Raw genomic sequence first — 22,114 nt, forward strand, 5'->3', positions numbered from 1 at the left:
TTTATTAATTTCCATTTATGGATTTAGCTTTACTTTCAATAGCGCCAGTCATCATCATTATTTTATATGTTTACTTAAAGGACAAGTATGATAAAGAGCCTAAACTCTTACTGTTTTTTTGCTTTTTATTTGGTGCCTTTGTGAGTATTTTTATCACAACCTTATTATACATCCTCTTCGATTATATTATCATTCCAGAAGAAAATAATATTGTTGAACAATTTATTAAGGCCTTCTTCATTGTTGGCTTTACCGAAGAATTCAGCAAGTACATTATTGTACGTTACTATGCGCAAACACGGGAAGCTTTTAATGAACCCTATGATGGTATTATTTATGCCGTAATGGTTTCTATGGGTTTTGCTGCCACTGAAAACATTTTTTATGTTATGGCTGGTGGTTATGAAGTCGCTTTATTAAGAGCTGTAACTGCTGTTCCAGCCCACGCTACATTTGCCATACTAATGGGTTATTATATGGGAAAGGCCAAATTTTCCAAAAATAGGATGCAATTGAATTTAATAGGCTTACTTCTTGCCATTATTTTCCATGGTGCTTATGATTTCTTCTTGTTTATAGATTTTATACCAGGTGTTTGGATTGGCGCCTTTGTTTCGCTAGCTTTTGGCATAGTGCTATCAAGAAATGCCATAAAAAGCCATCAAAACAACTCCCATTTCAAAGCTTAATAATTATTATCTTTACATCTCAAAAAAAATAATTTCATGACAAACTATAAAGCATCTGTAAACAATACAGATCATTTTGAAATTTCCGCAGAAACCATTCATAAGTTAGATGCTGTAGCTACTTCAAAAAACACCTATCATGTTTTAGAAAATAACAGCTCATACAAAGCAGAAATATTGAATGCAAACTTCAATAATAAAACCTATGAAGTTAAAGTCAATAATACAGTTTACAATGTTGAAATAAGTGATTTTTTAGATCAGCTTATTAAAGACATGGGCTTTGAAATTGGTGCTACAAAACATGTAAATGACATTAAAGCGCCTATGCCTGGATTGATTTTAGACATCAACATACATGTAGGACAAGAAGTAAAAGAAGACGACACGCTCTTAATCCTTGAAGCTATGAAAATGGAAAACGTACTAACATCACCTCGTGATGGTGTTATAAAAACCATATCTGTAGCAAAAGGCGATGCTGTTGATAAAAACCAACTGTTAATTGAATTTGAGTAATTGTTAAGACAAAAGACTGAAAGAGTCAAGAACCAAGACATCTTTACAATTGAATCTTTATTCTTTTATTCAGAGCCTAAAAAAAATGACAAAGTAAATCTCAAATAGGGTGACACAAAAAATTTATAAAACACAAAACCAAGAAATCTTTGTTCTTGCAGCAAAGCAGTCTTTGTTCTTTATTCAAGAGAAAATATGAAAAAAATACTAGTAGCAAACCGAGGCGAAATTGCCATTCGTGTGATGCGAACTGCCAAAAAAATGGGTATTAAAACGGTTGCCGTTTACTCTACTATAGACCGAAATGCACCCCATGTAAAATATGCCGATGAAGCTGTTTTAATTGGAGAAGCACCTTCTAATCAATCGTACCTATTAGGTGATAAAATTATACAAGTTGCTAAAGACCTGAACGTAGATGCCATTCATCCTGGTTATGGATTTCTATCTGAAAATGCTGACTTTGCTGAATTATGCGAAGCCAACAACATTACGTTTATAGGACCAAAAAGCAAAGCCATAAAAATTATGGGAAGTAAGCTTGCAGCAAAAGACGCTGTAAAAGCTTATGATATTCCTATGGTTCCCGGAACCGATGAAGCCATTACAGATATTGCCGAAGCCAAAGACATTGCCAAAGGCATTGGGTTTCCTATCTTAATAAAAGCCTCTGCTGGTGGTGGTGGAAAAGGCATGCGTATTGTTGAAAAAGAAGCCGATTTTGAATCGCAAATGGATCGTGCTATTAGTGAAGCTGTTAATGCCTTTGGTGATGGTTCCGTATTTATTGAAAAATACGTGGCATCGCCTCGTCACATTGAAATTCAGGTGATGGCAGATACGCATGGCAACGTGATTCATTTATTTGAGCGCGAATGTAGCATTCAACGTCGTCATCAAAAAGTGGTTGAAGAAGCGCCTTCGTCTGTACTAACTCCAGAATTACGTGCTAAAATGGGTGAAGCTGCTGTAAAAGTGGCAAAAGCCTGCGATTATATTGGTGCTGGAACAGTTGAGTTTTTATTAGATGAAAACCACAACTTCTACTTCTTGGAAATGAATACGCGTTTGCAAGTAGAACATCCTGTTACCGAATTAATCACAAAAACCGATTTGGTTGAACAACAAATTCGTGTGGCTCGTGGTGAAGTTTTGGCCATAAAACAAGCCGATTTAAGCATTCATGGTCACGCTTTGGAGCTACGTGTTTATGCCGAAGATCCGCTGAATGATTTCTTACCAAGTGTTGGTCATTTAGATGTGTACCAATTGCCAGTTGGTGAAAACATTCGTGTTGATAACGGTTTTGAACAAGGCATGGATATTCCTATTTATTATGATCCTATGCTTTCCAAATTAATCACTTACGGAAATACACGTGATGAGGCTATTCAATTGATGATAAAAGCGATAGAAAACTATAACATTGAAGGTATTCAAACCACGCTCCCATTTGGTACGTTTGTTTGTGAGCATGACGCCTTCCGTTCAGGAAATTTTGACACACATTTTGTTAAAAAACATTACTCTCCTGAAGCCATTAAAGCCAAACAAGAAGCTGAAGCTAACATTGCTGCACTTATTGCTGTAAAACAGTATCTGGAAGACCAAAACGTATTACGATTACCGATTAATTAGTTGTTAGTATTTAGTGATTAGTAATTAGAATAATTTAGACCACATAGATTGCAAAAACAAAAACTATGCAAGACAAAATAAAAGACTTAAACGAAAAATTAGCCCAAGCCTATTTAGGTGGTGGCGAAAAACGTATAGCAAAACAGCATGCTAATAAAAAACTTACCGCTCGCGAACGTGTACAATATGTGCTAGATGAAGGCTCGTTTGAAGAAATTGGTGCTTTAGTTACGCATCGTACCAAAGACTTTGGTATGGATAAACAACAGTTTTATGGCGATGGTGTTGTAACAGGGTATGGAACTATTGATGGTCGCTTGGTTTACATCTTTGCTCAAGATTTTACGGTGTTTGGTGGTTCACTTTCTGAAACTCACGCCGAAAAGATTTGCAAGATTATGGACCTAGCTGTAAAAGTTGGCGCGCCATTAATTGGATTGAATGATTCTGGTGGTGCACGTATTCAAGAAGGTGTGCGCTCTCTTGGTGGTTATGCTGATATTTTTTACAGAAACGTACAGGCATCAGGCGTTATTCCGCAGTTATCTGCCATTATGGGACCTTGTGCTGGTGGTGCTGTATATTCTCCTGCCATGACCGATTTTACCCTTATGGTAGAAAATACCAGTTATATGTTTGTTACTGGCCCAAATGTTGTAAAAACGGTGACTAATGAAGAAGTCACTAGCGAGGAACTTGGTGGTGCTTCTACCCATGCTACCAAATCTGGTGTTGCGCATAAAACCGCATCAAATGATGTAGAATGTTTAGAAGACATTAAAAAACTATTGAGCTATTTACCACAAAATAACCAAGAAAAACCTAAAACCTTACCCTTTGAATTAGGTGATGAATTACGAGAGGAATTATCTGACATTGTTCCTGATAATGCCAACAAACCTTATGATATGCACGAGGTGATTTCTGGTATTATCGACGAAGATTCATTTTACGAGATTCATAAAGACCATGCCGAAAATATTATTGTAGGTTTTGCTAGACTAGGCGGAAAATCTATTGGTATTGTTGCCAATCAACCCATGTTTTTAGCTGGTGTATTAGATGTAAACAGTTCTAAAAAAGCAGCGCGTTTCGTGCGCTTTTGTGACGCTTTCAATATTCCGTTGTTAACGCTTGAAGATGTTCCTGGATTCTTACCTGGAACCGACCAAGAATGGAATGGTATTATTGTACATGGTGCTAAATTATTGTATGCCTTTAGTGAAGCCACTGTACCAAGAATAACGGTTATCACACGAAAAGCGTATGGTGGTGCTTATGATGTAATGAACTCTAAACACATTGGTTCTGATATGAACTTTGCCTGGCCAAGTGCTGAAATTGCCGTGATGGGTGCCAAAGGTGCTGCGGAAATCATCTTTAGAAAAGAAATTAAAGACGCTGATGACCCTGAAGCAAAGTGGAAAGAAAAGGAAGCCGAATATGCTGAAAAGTTTGCCAATCCTTACAGCGCAACAGAACGTGGTTTTATTGATGAAGTCATTCTACCCAAAGATACACGTCGTAAGCTGATAAAAGCCTTTGCCATGTTGGAAGATAAAGAGGTAAACAGACCCAAACGTAAGCATGGTAATATTCCACTGTAATTTAGTATCTTTATTAAACTAATTAATCTATAAACAACATGAAAAAACTAATCCTTTTAAGCTTGGGCTTATTTTTAAGCTTCACAGCTTTTTCACAAACCCCAGAAGAAATGAAAGCCTGGCAAGAAAACATGACACCAGGAGAAAACCACAAATGGTTAGCCTCGATGAATGGTGATTGGGATGCCACTGTAACTATGTGGATGGATCCGTCACAACCACCAAACATATCAACAGCTACTACTAAAAATGATATGATAATGGGCGGTTTATATCAACGTTCACAACATTCAGGAAACATGATGGGCATGCCATTTATGGGTGAGAGTATCACTGGTTATGATAATGCCAAAAAAGAATTCATTGCCACATGGATAGATAATTTTGGAAGCAGCATTATGCTTTTGAAAGGGCAGCTAGATAAAGATACATTGACTTTGCGTGGCTCTATGTTGGATCCTGCTAGTGGTAAGGATATGCAAGTTAAGGAAGTATTTACCAAACTTTCTGAAGACTCTCATAAATTTGAAATGTTTATGGTAGTTGACGGCAAGGATATTAAAAACATGGAAATTAATTATACCAGAAAAAAATAATACTCTAATTTTCTACTATTAAACGCCTTAATCACGAATTAGGGCGTTTTTATTTTTAAGAATCCTTTAATATTTTACTTGGTGAGATTACAATTGAAGGGAGTACCTTTGTGCCATGCTAAAAACATCATCTCCCAACGGTTCCGTTAATATTGAGTTTATTGCCTTAATGGCTTCATTGATGGCCATAGTTGCTTTATCCATAGATGCCTTATTACCTGCTTTACCCGATATTGGAAACGCTTTAGGCGTTGTAGATGTCTCCAAAAATCAGCTATTGGTCACCATGATATTTTTGGGATTAGGTTTTGGTCAGCTTATTTTTGGTCCTTTGTCTGATAGTTTTGGGCGTAAACCCATAATTTATACTGGTTTTATGCTGTTTGTGGTTGCTAGTATTATCTGTGTGACAACTAAAAGTTTTGAAATAATGATTTTAGGACGCATCCTTCAAGGTGTCGGGTTGTCTGCTCCTCGTACTATAAGTATTGCTATGGTTCGAGATACTTACAGTGGTGATTACATGGCAAAGGTGATGTCCTTTGTCGTGATGATTTTTATTCTAGTACCTGTTGTTGCTCCAACCTTCGGACAGTTTTTAATTACTTTCTACGACTGGCAATCTATTTTTTATTTTAATTTGATATTTGGTGTTTTAGTGATGCTTTGGTTTTGGAAGCGACAACCTGAAACGCTTCCAGTACAATCACGAAACAACATATCAAACAAACAACTTATAGCTGGAACCATTACCTTTTTTAAACAAAAAGACGCAGTAGCCTACACGTTTATATCGGGATTAATTACAGGTTCGTTTATGGTGTATTTAAGTACCTCCCAACAAATATTTGAACATCAATATGATCTGGCAGATTTGTTTCCCTATATTTTTGCTAGTCTAGCAATTGCTATTGGCTTTTCAACATTTATAAACAGCACATTGGTATTACGATTTGGTATGAAACGTATTGCCATCATTGCAGCTATCGCCTATTGCGTAATTTCTATTTTATATGTCATTCTATTTTCATCAGGTATAAACCCTGATTTATCGGTATTGGTCATGTTTTTTGGACTTCAATTTACTGCTATAGGTTTTCTATTTGGTAATCTGCGTTCTTTAGCTATGGAACCACTAGGCCATATTGCAGGTATAGGTGCTGCCTTAAACGGTTTTATTTCAACTATCATGGCTGTTCCTATTGCAAATTTTATAGGTAGCTTCGTAACAGATAGTGTACTACCGTTGTTTATTGGTTTTTCAGTATGTGGGTGTTTATCTGTTCTCCTATTCTTTACAGTAAAAAACAGTTCTATAAAATCGCCTGCGACAAAATAGCGATTACAGAGCCAATAATGTATTCGACACCAATGGCTATTACTATAAACCCAATAATACGTGATAACGCGTTGATGCCAGAAGCTCCTAAAAACTTAACAATAACATGTGCCGATTTTAGAATCAGATAAATGGTTACTGTTACTAAAACCATGGCGCCTAAAATGGTGCCTATTTGAAAAGCTGTTTGATACTCTTGATTATAGGTGATTAATAATGAAATAGTTCCAGGTCCAGCTAACATGGGTATTGCCAAAGGTGTTAGAGAAATAGCATCACGTGTTTGAATATCTTTTTGTACTTTTTCACGTTTCATTCCTTTGTGCTCTTTAAACTTGCCTGTTAAAAGCGCAAAACCTGATGAGGCTATAATTAAACCTCCGGCAATTTTAAGAGCATTCAAGCTTATTCCAAAAAAGGATAAAATGTACTTACCAGCGAAAAAGGATAAGAGTAAGATTACAAACACATCAATTGCTGTCCAAAACGCGGTGACTGCTCGTTCTTTCTTTGTGTTTTCTTGAGTTAATCCTACAAATACCAGAACAGTTCCCAAAGGGTTCATGATGGAAAATAAAGCACCAAAACTAATTAAAAATAAGTCCATAGTTTTTGATGCAAATTCCGTTCTTTTTGCTAAAACAAACGTTACCAAATATTTAATCTATGGTGAGCAAATGGTCAATTATTTACTACTGAATGTTACCGATTTGTATTCGGATTCATCTGGCGGTCCTGCCGTAATTTGAAAATTGAGATCGCCCGTTAAGGTCATAATTACCGATGCAAAGGTAAAGCCACTTCCATCCTGATTATTAGTATTACAAACCGGGTTATCTGGGTTGTCTTTAGAACGTAAGGCTTCCATAATAATGTTGTCATCAATAAGCGGATTTCCTACCATGCGTTTTTCTAGAGCTGTCAATCGCAAATAGCTATTGGAATTCTGTAGTAGTTTGCTTTTATTTTCTTCGGTTGGCTTATAGTCAGTGTACCATTCTTTTACATCGGTATTTACAATGGGATGATTGGTGTGATAAACTGTACCATTGGTGTTTTTGGGGTTGAAACGAACGACTTGATTTGCCGATGCTTCAAAATCATACACATCGCCTCGAATTCCTATAATATAGTTTTGTCCGGAAGCATGATTAACCGTTTGTATAAAGTTGATTAAATCATCTTTTTCCGTTGAATTGATAATGCGTCTGACCACAAAAGCCACTGGTAAACCGGAAGACGACGCATTCAGTTGCATGATAGTATTAACGACTACACCTACCCCAGTTTCGTTCATGCCATTAAGAGCAATTAAACCTGGATGCGTTAATATTAATTGTTCGGGTCTGCTTGCGGTTCGTTCCAACCGTATTAGGGTTTGATAACCATCGGTATAGTTTTCAATATCCATATTTTGGGCAATATAGCTAGTACTACCATTAATAGATGGAACTCCAACATCACTACAATGGTGATTGTATAACTCGTCAATATATACCCAAAATTCATCTAGAAGATTTAGAACTAAAATATCTCTAAAGGCTTGACCAGAACCTTCTGCAATACCTCTCACCTCTTCGTATAAATCGGGAGTCCATTTTTTTATGGCAGCTTCATAATTGGCTTGCTTATAAAAGTCGTCCAATGTTAATTCAGCATCCTTTTTAAAATATTTTGTGGTATTGGCTTTCCATTTGGTAACAATCTCACCAATTTCAGTCTTAAGCATTTTACCATGTTGTAAGCCTAATTCGTAGCCTGTTCCTGTGAGGGTCATTTCTTTTAAAACGCGACTAGTAGGTTGTTCTTGAGCCACCATATTCAATGTACATATGGCAATTAGTGAGATTACGATTCTTTTAAACATGGTTTTTCGTTTTATGTTAGATTACTAGTTTATTAAACGACGATGGTAATTTATTTGCCCTAAATGATACGCTAAATGCATACTTAAATGTATTAAAAAAAACTCGGTTGTCATATAATCCTCAAAAGGGCGACGCTTGTATTCTTTTTGTAAATCTTCTTCAGAAAGGTTTTGGAGCGTACTTTCAATCATGGTTTTAGTATTTTCTATTTGATTGACAAGCGTATCTCGCGGAATGTTTTTACTTGAAAACTCCAAATCTCGCTGTCGTACATAACCAGTAGCGCCTAATTCAGCACCAATAAAATGATTCAGATTGCCTACTAGATGTAAGGCTAAATTTCCTGCGGAATTTGAAATGCCACTTCTAATAGTCCAGAGCTGACTGTCATCTTCATACATTGCTATTTCCTCTTGTAACTTGGTAAGATCTCTTTGAAAAAGCTTAATGAGTGTATGGCTTAACATATTACTTTCTGTTTCTACGGGTTTTACGTTGTTTTTTGCGAACATATACCAATTTAAAACGGCCATTACCACTCTCGCGTTTGTCTATCTCAAAATCCTTTATAGATTCAATAAGTGGTGTGAGTTTTTGAAAGCCATAATTACGCGAATCAAAATTGGGTTGCTTTTTTTGAAGCAAGCTACCTACATCACCCAGAAAGGCCCAGCCATCATCATCAGCTAAATCTTGAATGGTATGTGAAATAAGCTGAATAACTTTTGGTGTTACTTTATCATAATTAGGTTTAGAAGCCGTAGTTGCATCTTTGGTTCCAGAATCACTATCAGTAGCTTGTTGTTTTAATATTTCAATATAAATAAACTTATCACAGGCTACAATAAATGGTTCGGGTGTTTTTTTCTCACCTATGCCATACACTTGCATACCAGCTTCACGCAATCGGGTTGCCAGACGTGTGAAATCAGAATCGGACGAAACAAGACAAAAGCCGTTAACTTTCTCACTATAGAGAATATCCATAGCATCAATAATCATAGCAGAGTCAGTGGCATTTTTACCTTGGGTATAGCCATATTGCTGAATAGGTGTTATGGCATTTTCTAATAGCATGTTTTTCCATTTGGAAAGATGTGGTTTGGTCCAGTCGCCATAAATACGTTTGATTGTTGGGTTGCCATATTTGGCAATTTCTTCCATCATTTCTTTAACGTAAGCCGATGGGATGTTGTCGCCGTCAATAAGTACGGCCAATTTAATATCCATAAGGGTATTTTAATTTTGTTGGTTTTGGTAAAGTTAGTGAACTGTGATTAAACCATTAATACTTTGCACAGAATGTTTTGCATGAACAGCTTTTACTCTTTAAAGAGTATTATTGCTTTTTAACAACTTTTTATGGATAATAACTTTGTGGTGTTCTATATTGGCAGTACCATAACATAAGTAGGTTAAGTTTATGGTAGATTTGGGGCAAAAGGTAAGCACACGTGCTTACCTTTTTTTATTGGTATTTTTTCGATAACATCTGAACTAAGAAAGATTGACCTATAGTTAACCCAAAAAAGATTTCAAGTAGCTTTTGGCGTCCTTTACTGTAAAAATGTGGATAGTTCAACATGACAGATTCCCTAGCTTGAATTGTTTTGACTTATACCTTACTCAATGTCTCTCAGGTTTTTTATTCAGCTTTTATTTACTAAATTAGTTGCTACAAAACTCAAAAACTTTAGCATCAATTAATTACAATAAAAAATGAAAGTAACAGCTAAAAAAAATGAACAAGTTGCTAATATGATTTTTGGATCTATTTATCCACTTTACTTGAATAGATTGGAAAAAAATGGCAGAACGAAAGCAGAACTCAACGAAGTCATCGAATGGTTAACTGGTTTTGATGACAGCAAAATACAAGCTCTAATTGATGAGAAAGCTACTTATAGAACATTTTTTGAAGAAGCAAACATGCATCCTAATGCCCACATGATTAAAGGCGTTGTTTGTGGTTATCGCATTGAGGAAATAGAAGATGAATTTGAATTGTACAAACAATGTAGGCAAATGGAAAAGCTGATTGATGAATTGGCAAAGGGCCGGAAAATGGAAAAAATTAAACGCACGGCTTAACCAACAAGATTCACATCATGGCTTATGACGACTATCTAGCTGATAGAATTAGAAACCAACTTAAAGAAAAGCATCAACATTTTTCTGAACTTAAAATGATGGGTGGACTATGCTTTAAGGTAGATAACAAAATGCTTTGTGGTATTCATTTAGACAAAAAGTATGGTGACAATTTACTTATGGCTAGAATTGGTGAAGATGCCTACACCAAAGAATTGGAAAAAAAGCATTGCCTACCTATGGACTTTACAGGAAGGCCTATGCGTGGTTATGTTTTTGTGACGCCTGAAGGCTTTGATACCGAAACAGATTTATCGTATTATTTAGATTTGTGTTTGGCTTTTAATCCGCTAGCTAAAGCTAGTAAGTCTAAAAAGAAGTAATTAGGCTTTTAAATACAACTGAACGTTGTGCTCAATCCGTTTTTGAATATTGGACACATCTGCCTTAATAAAAGTTTCTCCCGTAATATTTTCGTATAATTCAATATAACGTTCACTAACGGAATTAATATATTCATCAGACATTTCAGGAACCTGTTGTCCTTCCAACCCTTGAAAACCATTGGATATTAACCATTGGCGTACAAACTCTTTAGACAATTGTTTTTGAGTCTCTCCACTATCTTGACGGTCCTGATAGCCATCAGCATAAAAATAACGCGATGAGTCTGGTGTGTGAATTTCATCAATTAATACAATTTTACCGTCTTTGGTTTTTCCGAATTCGTATTTGGTATCAACTAAAATTAAACCGCGTGAAGCCGCTATTTCTGTTCCTCGTTGAAAGAGTTTTCGCGTATAATCTTCAAGCACCAGATAATCTGCTTCAGATACAATTCCTCTTTTTAAAATGTCTTCTCTTGAAATATCCTCATCATGGTCACCCATTTCTGCCTTGGTAGCAGGTGTAATGATAGGCTCTGGAAACTTATCGTTCTCCTTCATACCTTCAGGCATTTCAACACCACACAAAGTACGCTTTCCAGCTTTATATTCACGAGCAGCATGACCAGACATATACCCACGAATGACCATTTCCACCTTAAAAGGTTCGCATAAATGACCTACAGCTACATTCGGGTCTGGTGTTGCTGTTAGCCAATTTGGCACCAAATCTTCGGTAGCCTTCATCATTTTTGTTGCAATTTGATTTAGTATTTGTCCTTTGAATGGAATACCTTTAGGCATCACCACATCAAAAGCACTTAACCTATCGGTAGCAATCATGACTAGTTCCTCATCATTTATGTTGTAAACTTCTCTGACTTTTCCTTTGTAAACACTTTTTTGACCTGGAAAATTGAAATTGGTATCTGTTATGGTATTATTCATTACTCTCTATTCTCAATGCTTTTGTAGGCTTCAATAACTTTCTTAACTAATTTATGACGAATAACATCTTTATCATCCAAAAATATCATTCCTACGCCTTCTACATTCTTTAATATCAATAAAGCTTCTTTTAGTCCAGAAATGGTACGTCTTGGTAAATCAATCTGCCCTGGATCGCCCGTTAATAAAAACTTGGCGTTTTTACCCATACGTGTTAAAAACATCTTCATTTGCGCATGAGTCGTATTTTGACCTTCATCTAAAATCACGAATGCGTTGTCTAAAGTACGGCCACGCATAAATGCCAATGGTGCAATTTGAATAGTTCCATTTTCTATGTAATGAGCCAACTTTTCAGGGGCAATCATATCGCGTAAAGCATCATACAATGGTTGCATGTAAGGGTCTAACTTCTCTTTTAAATCACCTGGTAAAAATCCTAAATTTTCACCTGCTTCAACGGCCGGACGTGTTAAGATAATACGCTTAACTTCCTTGTTTTTCAAAGCCTGAACAGCCAATGCCACACCTGTGTAGGTTTTTCCCGTTCCAGCAGGTCCTATAGCAAAAACCATGTCGTTTTTACGCATGCTCTCAACCAATTTGCGTTGGTTGGCAGTTTGCGCTTTTATCAATCTTCCGCTAACACCATGGACTATAACCTCACCACTAGCCTCACTAGTTGTATAATCATCTTTACTTTGACTGGTTAAAACACGTTCAATTGTATTTTCATCTAGTTTGTTGTACTTCATAAAATGCTCCATAAGCATATTAAATCTGCGATCAAATTCCTCTAGCAGGTCTTCATCTCCGTAGGCCTTTATTTTATTGCCTCTGGCTACAATTTTTAGTTTTGGAAAATATTTTTTAAGGAGTGTAATGTGGGCGTTTTGAGCACCAAAAAAATCTTTTGGTGATACCTCTTCAAGTTCGATTATGATTTCGTTCAAAAGCTAGTTGATTTAATTAAAAATATCTATTAAGTTTTATTAGATTTGTGTTTAAACAAAACTACACATTTTTAATATGTGTTAGGTTAAAAAAATATCAACAATTCCTATATGGCAATAATCACTTTGACGACTGACTTTGGAGAGAAAGATCACTTTGCTGGTGCGACAAAAGGAGCTATTTATAATGAATTACCTGATGTAAAAATTGTTGATATCTCTCATTCTGTTTCTCCTTTCAGTATTCCAGAGGCAGCTTACATCATTCAAAATGCTTATGTCAGTTTTCCTAAAGGAACGATTCATATTATTGGTATTGATTCTGAAATTAATGTTGAAAACAAACATATTGCTGTTTTACTGGATGGCCACTATTTTATTTGTGCCAACAATGGTATTATGAGTATGATTTGTGCTGAAATAGCTCCTGAAAAAATTGTTCAAATAAACATTCATGATAAAATTCAAACCAGTTTTCCGGTACTGGATGTTTTTGTGAAAGTGGCTTGCCACATTGCTCGTGGTGGGACATTGGAAGTCATTGGAAAAGTTATTGACCATATTAAGCCAATAAAAAACATCATTCCTTTTGTTAATGACGATCAGACCCAGATAATAGGAAGTATTATTTACATTGATAATTACGGAAACGTTATTACGAATATTAAAAAGCCATTTTTTGAGACTATTCAAAAAGGACGCTCATTTATTATTTCAGCAAGGAATAATAAGTTTAAAAGGATTCATGAAAAATATAGTGATATAGTAGATTTTACTATACCTCACGAAAAAAGAAACGATGAAGGTCGAGGACTTGTGGTTTTTAATGCCTCCAATTATCTTGAAATTGCAGTTTACAAAAGTAACATGGCTACCGTAGGAAGTGCCTCAACGTTAATGGGATTGAATTTGATGGATACGGTAACTGTTAACTTTGAAAAAATTTGACACACATGTTTGTACGCATTGTTAAAATGAGTTTTGAGCCAAAACATATTGATGAGTTTTTGAAAAACTTTGAAATGAACAAAACTAAAATACGTCAGTTTGAAGGTTGCCAATTTCTGGAATTATATAGAGACAAAAACAATACAAACGTGTTTTTCACGTATAGTTATTGGAATTCTGAAGCCGATTTGGAAAGTTACAGACATTCCGAATTATTTAAAAATGTTTGGTCTAAAACGAAACCACTGTTTAATGCCAAACCCGAAGCATGGAGTGTTGATAAATTAGTTTCACTTACATGATAACATAATAATAGTCTATGTCATTTCGAACTTGTTTAGAAATCTCATAGCATTTTAAATTAGAATTATATATGCTTGCCATTTTAAGAAAAGAAATCAATAGTTTTTTTGCCTCACCAATAGGCTATTTGGTTATTGCCATATTTCTAACTTTAAATGGGCTTTTTCTTTGGCTTTTTTCTGGAGAATTTAATATTCTTTATACCGGTTTTGCTGATATGTCTAGCTTTTTTCTATTAGCTCCATGGATTCTTATTTTTCTTATTCCTGCTGTTACCATGCGAAGTTTTGCTGATGAAAAGAAACAAGGCACTTTAGAATTGCTTTTAACCAAACCTATCAGCGAGCTAAAAATAGTTTTTGGTAAATATTTTGGAGCCATTTTGCTAATCATTATCGCCATATTACCGACGCTTCTTTATGTTTATACTGTTTATAAATTAGGAAACCCTGTTGGAAATATTGATTTTGGTAGTACATTGGGCTCTTACTTCGGATTGCTTTTTTTAATCGCCGCATATACTGCTATTGGTGTGTTTTCATCCAGTATTACAGACAATCAGATTGTCGCCTTTATTACAGCTGTTTTTCTGTGCTTCTTATTCTACATTGGTTTTGAGGGTGTAGCTGATATTCTATCGAGTAATTTTGTAGAACAACTAGGTATGAGTGCCCATTATAAAAGCATGAGTCGTGGTGTCATTGATACTCGAGATATTTTATATTTTGTGAGTATCACCTTGTTTTTTATATTGTTGACAAACCTCAACATTTCTACCAAAAAATTTGATAAAAAAAGACTTACAAGCATCGTTATCTTGTTTTTGGGGTTATTGGTTCTAAACATTTTCACACAATCTATTTACAAACGATTTGATTTAACTTCAGATAAACGCTATACCTTAAGTGATGCTGCTAAACAAACTATTACAACGGTTGAATCACCAATTGTTATTGATGTATTTTTAGACGGAACCAATTTACCTTCGGAGTTTAGAAGACTCCAAATGGAAACTAAACAACTATTGGATGAGTTTGTTTCAGAAAACAACCAAATCATTTACAATTTCATTAATCCATTAGAAGACGATAATTCCAGAGAGCGTAATATTCAGCAGTTAACCAACCGAGGGTTAACACCTATGCAGGTGACCGTTCAAGAAGCTGGAAAAAGTAGCCAAGAGGTTGTTTTTCCTTGGGCATTGGCAAGTTATAATAATACAACCGTTAAAATACCTCTAGTAAAAAATAAAATTGGAGCAACAATTCAAGAAATAGCTATCAGCTCCATTCAGCATTTGGAGTATGCTTTTGCAGATGGGTTTAGCAAGCTCGTAAACCCTAAACGACGTAAAATTGCTATTTTAAAAGGCAATAATCAACTTCAGGACCCTTATCTATTTGATTTTGTAAAAACCTTAAAAGACTATTATTTTATTGCGCCATTTACCCTTGATAGCGTTGCTAAAAGCCCTCAAAAAACCTTAAATGAGCTCAAGGCTTATGATTTAATTATTTCGGCAAAACCTACAGAAGCATTTAGTGAAAAAGAAAAGTACACATTAGATCAATACACAATGAATGGTGGAAAAAGTCTATGGCTTATTGATGCCGTTGCCATGGAACAGGACAGTCTTTATAATGCTTCTGGGAAAGCCATAGCCACTACTCGAGATTTGAATTTAACCGATTTCTTTTTCAAGTATGGGATTCGTATTAACCCTGTTTTAATAAACGATTTATATTCAGCCCAAATAACTTTAGCCACTGGTGAGGGTAATCAATCACAGTTTCAGCAATTTCCATGGTTTTATTCACCTTTGGTAAATCCCACACTGAAACATCCAATAATTAACAATCTCAACTTAATTAAGTTTGATTTTGCTAATCAAATAGACACCTTAAAAAATCCAACATCTGTCGATAAAACCATCTTATTACAAAGTTCAATCCTTTCTAAAATAGATGGTACCCCTCGAGAAATTAGTCTGGAAATGACTACTCAAGAACCAAACCCTGAACTCTATTCAAAAGGAAACCAGAATTTAGCTGTTTTATTGGAGGGCGAATTTACTTCGGTTTATAACAACCGAGTGAAACCTTTTGAGATATCAAATGACAAATCAAGCAGTATGCTTACAAAAATGATAGTCATGGCAGATGGTGATGTTATTAAGAATGAAATTGGCAGAAATGGCCCACAAGAACTAGGGTTTGATAGATGGAATGGGCAAACTTATGGTAACAAAGAACTTTTGTTGAATGCGGTAAATTATTTATTGGATGATGATGGACTTATAAACATTCGTTCCAAAGAAGTCGCAGTAGCTTTTTTGGACAATCAGAAAATAGCAGCTGAAAAAAGTAAATGGCAAGCCCTAAACATAGCATTACCATTAGTGTTTTTGGCTATATTCGGATGGTTATTCAATTATTTCAGAAAGAAAAAATATGCGCACTAAATGTTAATAAGTTTGTTTCCTATATTAATAGCTTTAGGATATATTTGTAGTTATTAAACTATTGAACGTTAAACGTATATTATTTAGATGAAATTTATAGTATCAAGTACCTATTTACTAAAACAATTGCAAGTTCTTGGTGGTGTTATAAATAACTCAAACACCCTACCAATTTTAGATAATTTTCTTTTTGAATTAAATAATACTGAACTCATCATATCGGCAAGTGATTTAGAAACCACTATGTCAGCTAAACTAGAAGTAGAAAGTGATAATTCAGGTAGCATTGCTGTTCCTGCTCGATTATTGTTGGATACTTTAAAAACTTTTCCAGAACAACCCCTAACTTTTGTGGTTGAAGACAATAATACTATTGAAATAAGTTCTAACCATGGTAAGTATGCTTTGGCTTATGCTGATGGTAATGAGTTTCCAAAAGCTGTTAGTTTAGAAAACGCTAGCTCTACAACTTTAAATGGTGATATTTTAGCAACAGCAATAAACAAAACTATTTTTGCTGCAGGAAATGATGATTTACGTCCTGTAATGAGTGGCGTATTCTTCCAGTTTTCGACTGAAGGATTAACCTTTGTGGCTACTGATGCTCACAAATTAGTTAAATATTCGCGTGAAGATGTTAGTGCCAGTGAAGTAACAGAATTCATTATGCCTAAAAAACCTTTGAATCTTTTAAAAGGGATTTTATCAGCAAGTGATGAAAATGTAACCATTGAATACAATGATTCTAATGCTAAATTTTCTTTTGAAAACGTTGAATTAATTTGCCGTTTGATTGATGGAAAATACCCTAATTATGAAGCAGTTATTCCAAAAGAAAACCCTAATAAGCTAACAATAGATCGTACACAATTTTTGAATTCTGTAAGACGTGTGAGTATATTCTCTAATAAGACCACTCATCAAATTCGTTTAAAAATTGCAGGAGCTGAATTAAACATCTCTGCTGAAGATATTGATTACAGTAATAAAGCTGAAGAACGATTAACTTGTGATTATCAAGGTGATGATATGCAAATAGGTTTTAATTCGCGTTTTTTAACTGAAATGTTGAATAACTTAACATCAGATGATGTACAGCTTGAAATGAGCTTGCCAAACCGTGCAGGTATTTTAACACCTGTTGATGGCCTAGACGAAGGTGAGCAAGTAACTATGCTCGTTATGCCAGTAATGCTGAATAATTAATTATAATATCACTTAAAGAGATATTATATCAAAATAAGTAAACGCCCACAATTGTGGGCGTTTTAATTTACTGAAATATCAAAAATCAACTTTCATTTTTAGGTTCATGATTTACCGTTACTGGTATGCTTGTTTGCGAGCCATAAAGTTTTATTTCCGTAATATCGGCAGGCATATTTAAGCCATTTTCAATTATTACGTTTTTGACGTTTCTTATGACATCACTTCGCACATCCAAAGCTCGTTTTCGGTATTCTTTAGTAAGTGTCCAAAATAACACCTTTAAATTAACAGTACTTACTCCTAGCGAATCGACTGCAACGAAACATTCGTGCTCTTCATCTTCAATGACACCTTCGGAGTTTCTTACTGTTTCAACAATGACGGTTTTGGCTAATTCAATATCGTCTTCATAATCAATTCCCACTATAAAATCCAATCTAAAGAAGCCATCTTCGGTATAATTATAAACGGCTTTTTTAATAATATCACTATTTGGAATGTAAACATCGCGACCGTCAAAAGTTTTTAATTTCGTATACCGAAATTCTAGAGCTTTCACCTTTCCGAAAATATCATCTACCTTAACCGTATCATTAACATCAAAAGGCCTATTAAATGAAAGAATAATGCCTGAAATAAAATTCTCACCAATATCCCTAAAGGCAAAACCAATAACCACAGCAGATGCTCCAGCAGCTGTTAATACACCTGCTGCTACACCACCAAGACCAGCAATTTTTAAGGCAAACATTATAACCAAAAGCACCACACAAAACTTCACTGCTTTGGTTAAAAAATTAATCATTAATGGATCACTAGCTCTTATGGAAATAGCTTTTTTAAACAATCTTGATATAAACTGCGATAACAGAAAACCGATTACCACAATTACAATGGCAAGGATAATATTAGGAACACTCTGTATAAACTCGTTCCAATAAGTTACGAGTGATTCTTTAAGCGTGATAATACTTTCATCGCTCTGTTGGACATTATTAAGTGATACTATCAAAAATTTGTTTTTTTAGTGTTTTATTAGAAGATAAAGCTTGTTCAATATATGGTATGCTTGGTGCTATTTTCATTTGTTTGACATTTTCTAAATTGGCAATTTTATAATTCAAAAGTCTATTTAAGGATGCCAAAACGCCTTGACCTTTAACAACAGATTCTATGTTTTCACGTGATGATTCAATTATGTTTTTTAAAATTTCTTCAGCAACACTATCTTTGGTGTTTCCTAAATTATAATTGTTATCACTTACCGATTTCTTAAATAAATTAATATCTCGACTATTTACCGAATTAATTGCAGAAACCAATTTTTCTTCTTTATGTGTAAGAAAATCATCTTTTAATTTGGCTAGAGCATCCTCAATTTGTTTACACAATGCTAATAAATTTAAGAGTTCTTTTCTATATAAATCGTTTTTATCCATTATACTTAATGAATTTGGTATGTTTTAGATAATTAAGCACTTGCTTGTCGAATTCTATTCAAATATATTGAGCTATTATAACTGTTATAGCTAGACTGAATTTTAATAACATGCTTTTGCAGTAGCTTTCTTAATTCTGGATAAAATTCCAATTCATCAATTAATATTTGATAATCTCTAATCGTTCTTTTATCACTCTCTTTTACAGCTGCCATAAGAGTCTCCTTATTTTGTATCTCATGAAGAATAGGGAACTGTAACCATTGCATTTCAAACATTACGGAATCTGAATCTGAAATTTCTATAGCTATATCAGATTTTAAGAAGAAATTTGTTAATTCTATTCTAAATTTAAATCGTTCCAATGCTTTTGCTACAAAATATTCACGTAAAATAGAATATTGAATGTTTTCTGACAATCGCAGTAAACCCATTTCTGCCTGATAACCTTGTATTTGTAACTGCCGAAGTTTAGTTTTAGAAGTTTTTAAAAGTGAAGTCATAGCATTACAATCTTTTAATTATAAATTTTAATACTCTAAATTAAATTTTGAAGATTTAGGATGAGTGCTTAGATAAAATTTTTATTAACTCAAATAAAAAACGCTCACCATGCGGTGAGCGTTTTAATTATCTCGATTTAATCTAACTAACTAATAAAATTAAGAGATAATGGGTATCGTGGCGTTTCACCATTACTTGCTTTAATGGCATTTATAATTGGAAATGCTAGGGAAATTAAGCCAATTATTATTAAACCAATTATTCCAAGACCTAAAAGTAAAATAGCTGGAATACATATAATGGCATATACTATTAAGCTTAATTGAAAATTAATAATTCGCTTTCCTTGCTCATCCATGGCATATACATTGTTTTTTTGAGTGGCCCAAATGATTAACGGTACAATAAGACCTCCAAAGCCAGTTATAAAAGTCAATAATTGACTTAAGTGTGTCAAAACCAAAAGTTGATTGTCTTGTCTCATGATAATATATTTAAAAAGATTGATGTACTTATGTGACGCTAGAATCTACAATTCGTTACAAAACATCAAAAAATTAATCTTGAATACCATGATCCTTCAAAATTTTAATAAATCTCGGGTCATCCTGCAAATAATCAAAAAATGCCTTTTGTTCCCTTTTAAATGTTCGAGTTTGTTTATTCCTAATCGTGTCTAAATAAAACAATACACTATCGGTTTGTTTTAAACTGGAATACACCACAGCTAGTTGGTGGCTCTTTTCTCTTTCGGTTGAATTTTTTCGTATAGAATCTATAATCCTATATGTACTAACTGTATCACCAACTTTTGTATAACAATATCCTAAAAATCTATTAAATACATTTTGCTTTTTGACCAATTCACGTAATGGAACAATGGCTTCATTATATTTCTCTTGATCCATATACAATCTGAAAAAATTTCTGTTAATGACAAACTCGTTATTGCCCGAATCTTCCTTTTGAATCTTTTTCATAAGTTGCTCGGCCTCGTGGTATTTATAATTCGACATTAAAGCCGTGAAATATCCGCTAGCAGTCGCAAATGACAATGGATCCAACCTATAGGCTATTTCTGCTTGCTCCAATTGTTTTTCATATTCTTGATTGTAATAAAAAAATGTAGAATATTGATGTCTTGCTGTTAAATCATTAGGCGATAAAGCAATGGCTTTCTCAAATGCAGCCTGTGCTTCTTCTTTTTTACCTTCAATATTATAAATCAATCCCTTTACAGAATATATTCGTGACACTTTATTATTTATTTTTTCAGCTTTGTCCAAATACTCATTTGCCAGGCTAGAGGCTTCTTGTGGATCTCTGGAAGAGTAATAAGTTTCTAAATAAATAGAGTTCGCTATTTCAGCATAGGCTTCAGCATAATTTGGGTCAATCTCAATAGCTTTTTCGTATAATTCAATACTTTTTGCCAAACTTTCACTGTTTCGCTTATCAGCCTCCTTTTTGCCCATTAAAAAGAGCTTGTAGGCCTCAATATCACGTATAGGAACCGTTGATAATTCCTTTTGTTCCTCAAAGGAAATACTCATGTCCAATGCTTCAACAATTTTTTGAGAAACTTCGGATTGAACTTTAAAAATATCCGTCAAAACGACATCGTATTTATTACCACTGATAATTTTATCGGTATTAACTTCAATCAATTGCGTGTTAATTCTCACATCATTACCATATTTTAAAATGCTACCTACAAGAACATAGGAAACCCCTAATTCTTTGGCTATTTTATCCAGACTCTTGTTGGTGTCTTTATAACCCATTACAGAATTTCTGGAAATAACATGCAAATCCTTAATTTTAGATAAATTGGTAAGAATGTCATCTGTCATACCATCCCTAAAAATTTCAGCGTCGTGGTCATCACTCAAGTTATCAAATGGCAGCACAGCAATAGACTTATCTTTAGCAGGAATGGTGCCCTTAAGAATATCCAACTTGTAAAACGTAAAAACTAAAGCTAGTATAACCATTAATGCTGCCAGAATCTTTACTCCCAAGTGTTTCTTTTTTTGAGGAACAGAGGCTTTTAATTTTTCTTTTATTGTTTCCTTTTTGGGTATTACCAAACCTTTATTGGATATGGCAAATATGGGAACCGTATCATTAACGTTCTTCAGTTCGAAAGCATCAAGAAATTTAGTTTCAATATGGCTATGGCTTCTTATTTGGTCGTGTACCCTATCAGAAATCAATATGCTGCCAGGCAATGCACAGGACTCAATACGAGAAGCCACATTTACCGCATCTCCTATGATATCGTCTTTAGAGTATACAATGTCCCCTACATGAATACCAATCCTAATTGGAATTTTGGGTTCTTTTAAAAACGCCATCTGCAATTCAATGGCACAGTCTACAGCTTCAACAGTGCTTTTAAATGTACTTAATGTACCATCACCAAAATACTGAACAATATGGCCATTATGCTTTGCAGTAATTTTTTTAAAAGCTTCGCGATGTCTATTTCTAATCAAAATTGTTTCGGCCTCATCACGCTGCATTAAGGAAGTATAACCCTCAATATCCGTAAACATGATAGCGGCAAGCAACCTTTGTTGTGACATCTATATGAAGAATTAATTAATCGATTAA

Annotated in this window: 23 protein-coding genes; 12 read left to right on the forward strand and 11 right to left on the reverse strand. The window is 34.5% G+C overall.

Annotation, left to right across the window (positions count from 1 at the left end; genetic code table 11):
* Positions 1 to 17 precede the first annotated feature (17 nt).
* The 6 genes from C1S72_RS12095 (at position 18) to C1S72_RS12120 (ending at position 6,388) form a co-directional block, all read left to right on the forward strand.
* Positions 18 to 689 carry a PrsW family intramembrane metalloprotease gene (locus C1S72_RS12095; protein ID WP_104735987.1) on the forward strand — a complete coding sequence of 224 codons (672 nt, stop codon included), beginning with the start codon at positions 18 to 20 and terminating at the stop codon, positions 687 to 689.
* A 36-nt stretch (positions 690 to 725) separates the two neighbouring features.
* Positions 726 to 1,208, forward strand: coding sequence for an acetyl-CoA carboxylase biotin carboxyl carrier protein subunit (locus C1S72_RS12100; protein ID WP_104735988.1), 483 nt, complete (start codon positions 726 to 728; stop codon positions 1,206 to 1,208).
* A gap of 195 nt (positions 1,209 to 1,403) precedes the next feature.
* Positions 1,404 to 2,846 (forward strand): acetyl-CoA carboxylase biotin carboxylase subunit, encoded by a 1,443-nt coding sequence (gene accC / locus C1S72_RS12105; protein WP_104735989.1) that lies wholly within the window; start codon positions 1,404 to 1,406, stop codon positions 2,844 to 2,846.
* 65 nt (positions 2,847 to 2,911) lie between these two features.
* The gene (locus C1S72_RS12110; protein ID WP_104735990.1) at positions 2,912 to 4,453 is read left to right on the forward strand and encodes an acyl-CoA carboxylase subunit beta; all 1,542 of its coding nucleotides are present in this window, start codon (positions 2,912 to 2,914) and stop codon (positions 4,451 to 4,453) included.
* Between the two features lie 38 nt (positions 4,454 to 4,491).
* Positions 4,492 to 5,049: a DUF1579 domain-containing protein gene (locus C1S72_RS12115; protein WP_104735991.1), complete on the forward strand. Its 558-nt coding sequence runs from the start codon at positions 4,492 to 4,494 to the stop codon at positions 5,047 to 5,049.
* Between the two features lie 115 nt (positions 5,050 to 5,164).
* Positions 5,165 to 6,388: a multidrug effflux MFS transporter gene (locus tag C1S72_RS12120; RefSeq protein WP_104735992.1), complete on the forward strand. Its 1,224-nt coding sequence runs from the start codon at positions 5,165 to 5,167 to the stop codon at positions 6,386 to 6,388.
* On the opposite strand, the gene C1S72_RS12125 is transcribed toward C1S72_RS12120, so the two are convergent.
* The 4 genes from C1S72_RS12125 to C1S72_RS12140 form a co-directional block, all read right to left on the reverse strand.
* Positions 6,363 to 6,995 (reverse strand): MarC family protein, encoded by a 633-nt coding sequence (locus tag C1S72_RS12125; RefSeq protein ID WP_104736151.1) that lies wholly within the window; start codon positions 6,993 to 6,995, stop codon positions 6,363 to 6,365. The genes C1S72_RS12120 and C1S72_RS12125 overlap by 26 nt on opposite strands.
* Positions 6,996 to 7,073: 78 nt before the next feature.
* Positions 7,074 to 8,255 (reverse strand): C45 family autoproteolytic acyltransferase/hydolase, encoded by a 1,182-nt coding sequence (locus C1S72_RS12130; protein WP_104735993.1) that lies wholly within the window; start codon positions 8,253 to 8,255, stop codon positions 7,074 to 7,076.
* Positions 8,256 to 8,279: 24 nt separating this feature from the next.
* A complete protein-coding gene (locus C1S72_RS12135; RefSeq protein WP_104736152.1) occupies positions 8,280 to 8,723 on the reverse strand; it encodes a DinB family protein in 444 nt (147 codons plus the stop codon).
* A gap of 1 nt (position 8,724) precedes the next feature.
* On the reverse strand, positions 8,725 to 9,486 hold the full coding sequence (locus tag C1S72_RS12140) for an NYN domain-containing protein (RefSeq protein ID WP_104735994.1): 762 nt from the start codon (positions 9,484 to 9,486) through the stop codon (positions 8,725 to 8,727).
* Between the two features lie 489 nt (positions 9,487 to 9,975).
* Between C1S72_RS12140 and C1S72_RS12145 the strand changes: the two genes are divergently transcribed.
* Positions 9,976 to 10,347, forward strand: a complete 372-nt coding sequence (locus C1S72_RS12145) for a DUF2200 domain-containing protein (RefSeq protein ID WP_104735995.1) — start codon at positions 9,976 to 9,978, stop codon at positions 10,345 to 10,347.
* A 17-nt stretch (positions 10,348 to 10,364) separates the two neighbouring features.
* The gene (locus C1S72_RS12150; RefSeq protein ID WP_104735996.1) at positions 10,365 to 10,730 is read left to right on the forward strand and encodes a TfoX/Sxy family protein; all 366 of its coding nucleotides are present in this window, start codon (positions 10,365 to 10,367) and stop codon (positions 10,728 to 10,730) included.
* Here the strand turns inward: C1S72_RS12150 and C1S72_RS12155 are convergent, their stop codons facing one another.
* Entirely contained in the window at positions 10,731 to 11,681 is a 951-nt protein-coding gene (locus C1S72_RS12155) for a phosphoribosylaminoimidazolesuccinocarboxamide synthase (RefSeq protein WP_104735997.1), read from the reverse strand.
* Positions 11,681 to 12,634, reverse strand: a complete 954-nt coding sequence (locus C1S72_RS12160) for a PhoH family protein (protein WP_104735998.1) — start codon at positions 12,632 to 12,634, stop codon at positions 11,681 to 11,683. Before C1S72_RS12160 ends, C1S72_RS12155 begins: the two co-directional genes overlap by 1 nt.
* Positions 12,635 to 12,745: 111 nt before the next feature.
* Between C1S72_RS12160 and C1S72_RS12165 the strand changes: the two genes are divergently transcribed.
* The 4 genes from C1S72_RS12165 to dnaN all read left to right on the forward strand — a co-directional run bounded on the left by C1S72_RS12165 (position 12,746) and on the right by dnaN (position 17,552).
* Entirely contained in the window at positions 12,746 to 13,582 is an 837-nt protein-coding gene (locus C1S72_RS12165; protein WP_104735999.1) for an SAM hydrolase/SAM-dependent halogenase family protein, read from the forward strand.
* 5 nt (positions 13,583 to 13,587) lie between these two features.
* On the forward strand, positions 13,588 to 13,884 hold the full coding sequence (locus C1S72_RS12170) for a putative quinol monooxygenase (protein ID WP_104736000.1): 297 nt from the start codon (positions 13,588 to 13,590) through the stop codon (positions 13,882 to 13,884).
* A 71-nt stretch (positions 13,885 to 13,955) separates the two neighbouring features.
* Positions 13,956 to 16,346, forward strand: coding sequence for a gliding motility-associated ABC transporter substrate-binding protein GldG (gldG, locus tag C1S72_RS12175; protein ID WP_104736001.1), 2,391 nt, complete (start codon positions 13,956 to 13,958; stop codon positions 16,344 to 16,346).
* An 87-nt stretch (positions 16,347 to 16,433) separates the two neighbouring features.
* Positions 16,434 to 17,552, forward strand: coding sequence for a DNA polymerase III subunit beta (dnaN, locus tag C1S72_RS12180; protein WP_104736002.1), 1,119 nt, complete (start codon positions 16,434 to 16,436; stop codon positions 17,550 to 17,552).
* An 85-nt stretch (positions 17,553 to 17,637) separates the two neighbouring features.
* On the opposite strand, the gene C1S72_RS12185 is transcribed toward dnaN, so the two are convergent.
* The 5 genes from C1S72_RS12185 to C1S72_RS12205 form a co-directional block, all read right to left on the reverse strand.
* Positions 17,638 to 18,567, reverse strand: a complete 930-nt coding sequence (locus C1S72_RS12185) for a mechanosensitive ion channel family protein (RefSeq protein ID WP_230401646.1) — start codon at positions 18,565 to 18,567, stop codon at positions 17,638 to 17,640.
* On the reverse strand, positions 18,551 to 18,994 hold the full coding sequence (locus C1S72_RS12190; protein ID WP_104736003.1) for a hypothetical protein: 444 nt from the start codon (positions 18,992 to 18,994) through the stop codon (positions 18,551 to 18,553). The genes C1S72_RS12185 and C1S72_RS12190 overlap by 17 nt, the downstream gene beginning before the upstream one ends.
* A 32-nt stretch (positions 18,995 to 19,026) precedes the next feature.
* Positions 19,027 to 19,497 carry a hypothetical protein gene (locus C1S72_RS12195; RefSeq protein WP_104736004.1) on the reverse strand — a complete coding sequence of 157 codons (471 nt, stop codon included), beginning with the start codon at positions 19,495 to 19,497 and terminating at the stop codon, positions 19,027 to 19,029.
* A 146-nt stretch (positions 19,498 to 19,643) separates the two neighbouring features.
* Complete coding sequence (locus C1S72_RS12200) at positions 19,644 to 19,982, reverse strand: DUF4870 domain-containing protein (protein WP_104736005.1); 339 nt, start codon at positions 19,980 to 19,982, stop codon at positions 19,644 to 19,646.
* Positions 19,983 to 20,055: 73 nt separating this feature from the next.
* The gene (locus C1S72_RS12205; RefSeq protein WP_104736006.1) at positions 20,056 to 22,086 is read right to left on the reverse strand and encodes an adenylate/guanylate cyclase domain-containing protein; all 2,031 of its coding nucleotides are present in this window, start codon (positions 22,084 to 22,086) and stop codon (positions 20,056 to 20,058) included.
* Positions 22,087 to 22,114: the final 28 nt, after the last annotated feature.

Origin of the sequence: Hanstruepera ponticola (genome assembly GCF_002940745.1) — a bacterium.
In the GTDB taxonomy this organism is placed as follows: Bacteria; Bacteroidota; Bacteroidia; order Flavobacteriales; family Flavobacteriaceae; genus Hanstruepera; species Hanstruepera ponticola.

Coding starts and splice junctions, on each gene's coding strand:
- C1S72_RS12125 (WP_104736151.1), bottom strand. CDS start 6,995: ATGGACTTATTTTTAATTAGTTTTGGTGCTTTATTTTCCATCATGAAC.
- C1S72_RS12190 (WP_104736003.1), bottom strand. CDS start 18,994: ATGGATAAAAACGATTTATATAGAAAAGAACTCTTAAATTTATTAGCA.
- gldG (WP_104736001.1), top strand. CDS start 13,956: ATGCTTGCCATTTTAAGAAAAGAAATCAATAGTTTTTTTGCCTCACCA.
- C1S72_RS12145 (WP_104735995.1), top strand. CDS start 9,976: ATGAAAGTAACAGCTAAAAAAAATGAACAAGTTGCTAATATGATTTTT.
- dnaN (WP_104736002.1), top strand. CDS start 16,434: ATGAAATTTATAGTATCAAGTACCTATTTACTAAAACAATTGCAAGTT.
- C1S72_RS12120 (WP_104735992.1), top strand. CDS start 5,165: ATGCTAAAAACATCATCTCCCAACGGTTCCGTTAATATTGAGTTTATT.
- C1S72_RS12195 (WP_104736004.1), bottom strand. CDS start 19,497: ATGACTTCACTTTTAAAAACTTCTAAAACTAAACTTCGGCAGTTACAA.
- C1S72_RS12140 (WP_104735994.1), bottom strand. CDS start 9,486: ATGGATATTAAATTGGCCGTACTTATTGACGGCGACAACATCCCATCG.
- C1S72_RS12130 (WP_104735993.1), bottom strand. CDS start 8,255: ATGTTTAAAAGAATCGTAATCTCACTAATTGCCATATGTACATTGAAT.
- C1S72_RS12095 (WP_104735987.1), top strand. CDS start 18: ATGGATTTAGCTTTACTTTCAATAGCGCCAGTCATCATCATTATTTTA.
- C1S72_RS12150 (WP_104735996.1), top strand. CDS start 10,365: ATGGCTTATGACGACTATCTAGCTGATAGAATTAGAAACCAACTTAAA.
- C1S72_RS12135 (WP_104736152.1), bottom strand. CDS start 8,723: ATGTTAAGCCATACACTCATTAAGCTTTTTCAAAGAGATCTTACCAAG.
- C1S72_RS12100 (WP_104735988.1), top strand. CDS start 726: ATGACAAACTATAAAGCATCTGTAAACAATACAGATCATTTTGAAATT.
- C1S72_RS12110 (WP_104735990.1), top strand. CDS start 2,912: ATGCAAGACAAAATAAAAGACTTAAACGAAAAATTAGCCCAAGCCTAT.
- C1S72_RS12155 (WP_104735997.1), bottom strand. CDS start 11,681: ATGAATAATACCATAACAGATACCAATTTCAATTTTCCAGGTCAAAAA.
- C1S72_RS12170 (WP_104736000.1), top strand. CDS start 13,588: ATGTTTGTACGCATTGTTAAAATGAGTTTTGAGCCAAAACATATTGAT.
- C1S72_RS12165 (WP_104735999.1), top strand. CDS start 12,746: ATGGCAATAATCACTTTGACGACTGACTTTGGAGAGAAAGATCACTTT.
- C1S72_RS12115 (WP_104735991.1), top strand. CDS start 4,492: ATGAAAAAACTAATCCTTTTAAGCTTGGGCTTATTTTTAAGCTTCACA.
- accC (WP_104735989.1), top strand. CDS start 1,404: ATGAAAAAAATACTAGTAGCAAACCGAGGCGAAATTGCCATTCGTGTG.
- C1S72_RS12200 (WP_104736005.1), bottom strand. CDS start 19,982: ATGAGACAAGACAATCAACTTTTGGTTTTGACACACTTAAGTCAATTA.
- C1S72_RS12205 (WP_104736006.1), bottom strand. CDS start 22,086: ATGTCACAACAAAGGTTGCTTGCCGCTATCATGTTTACGGATATTGAG.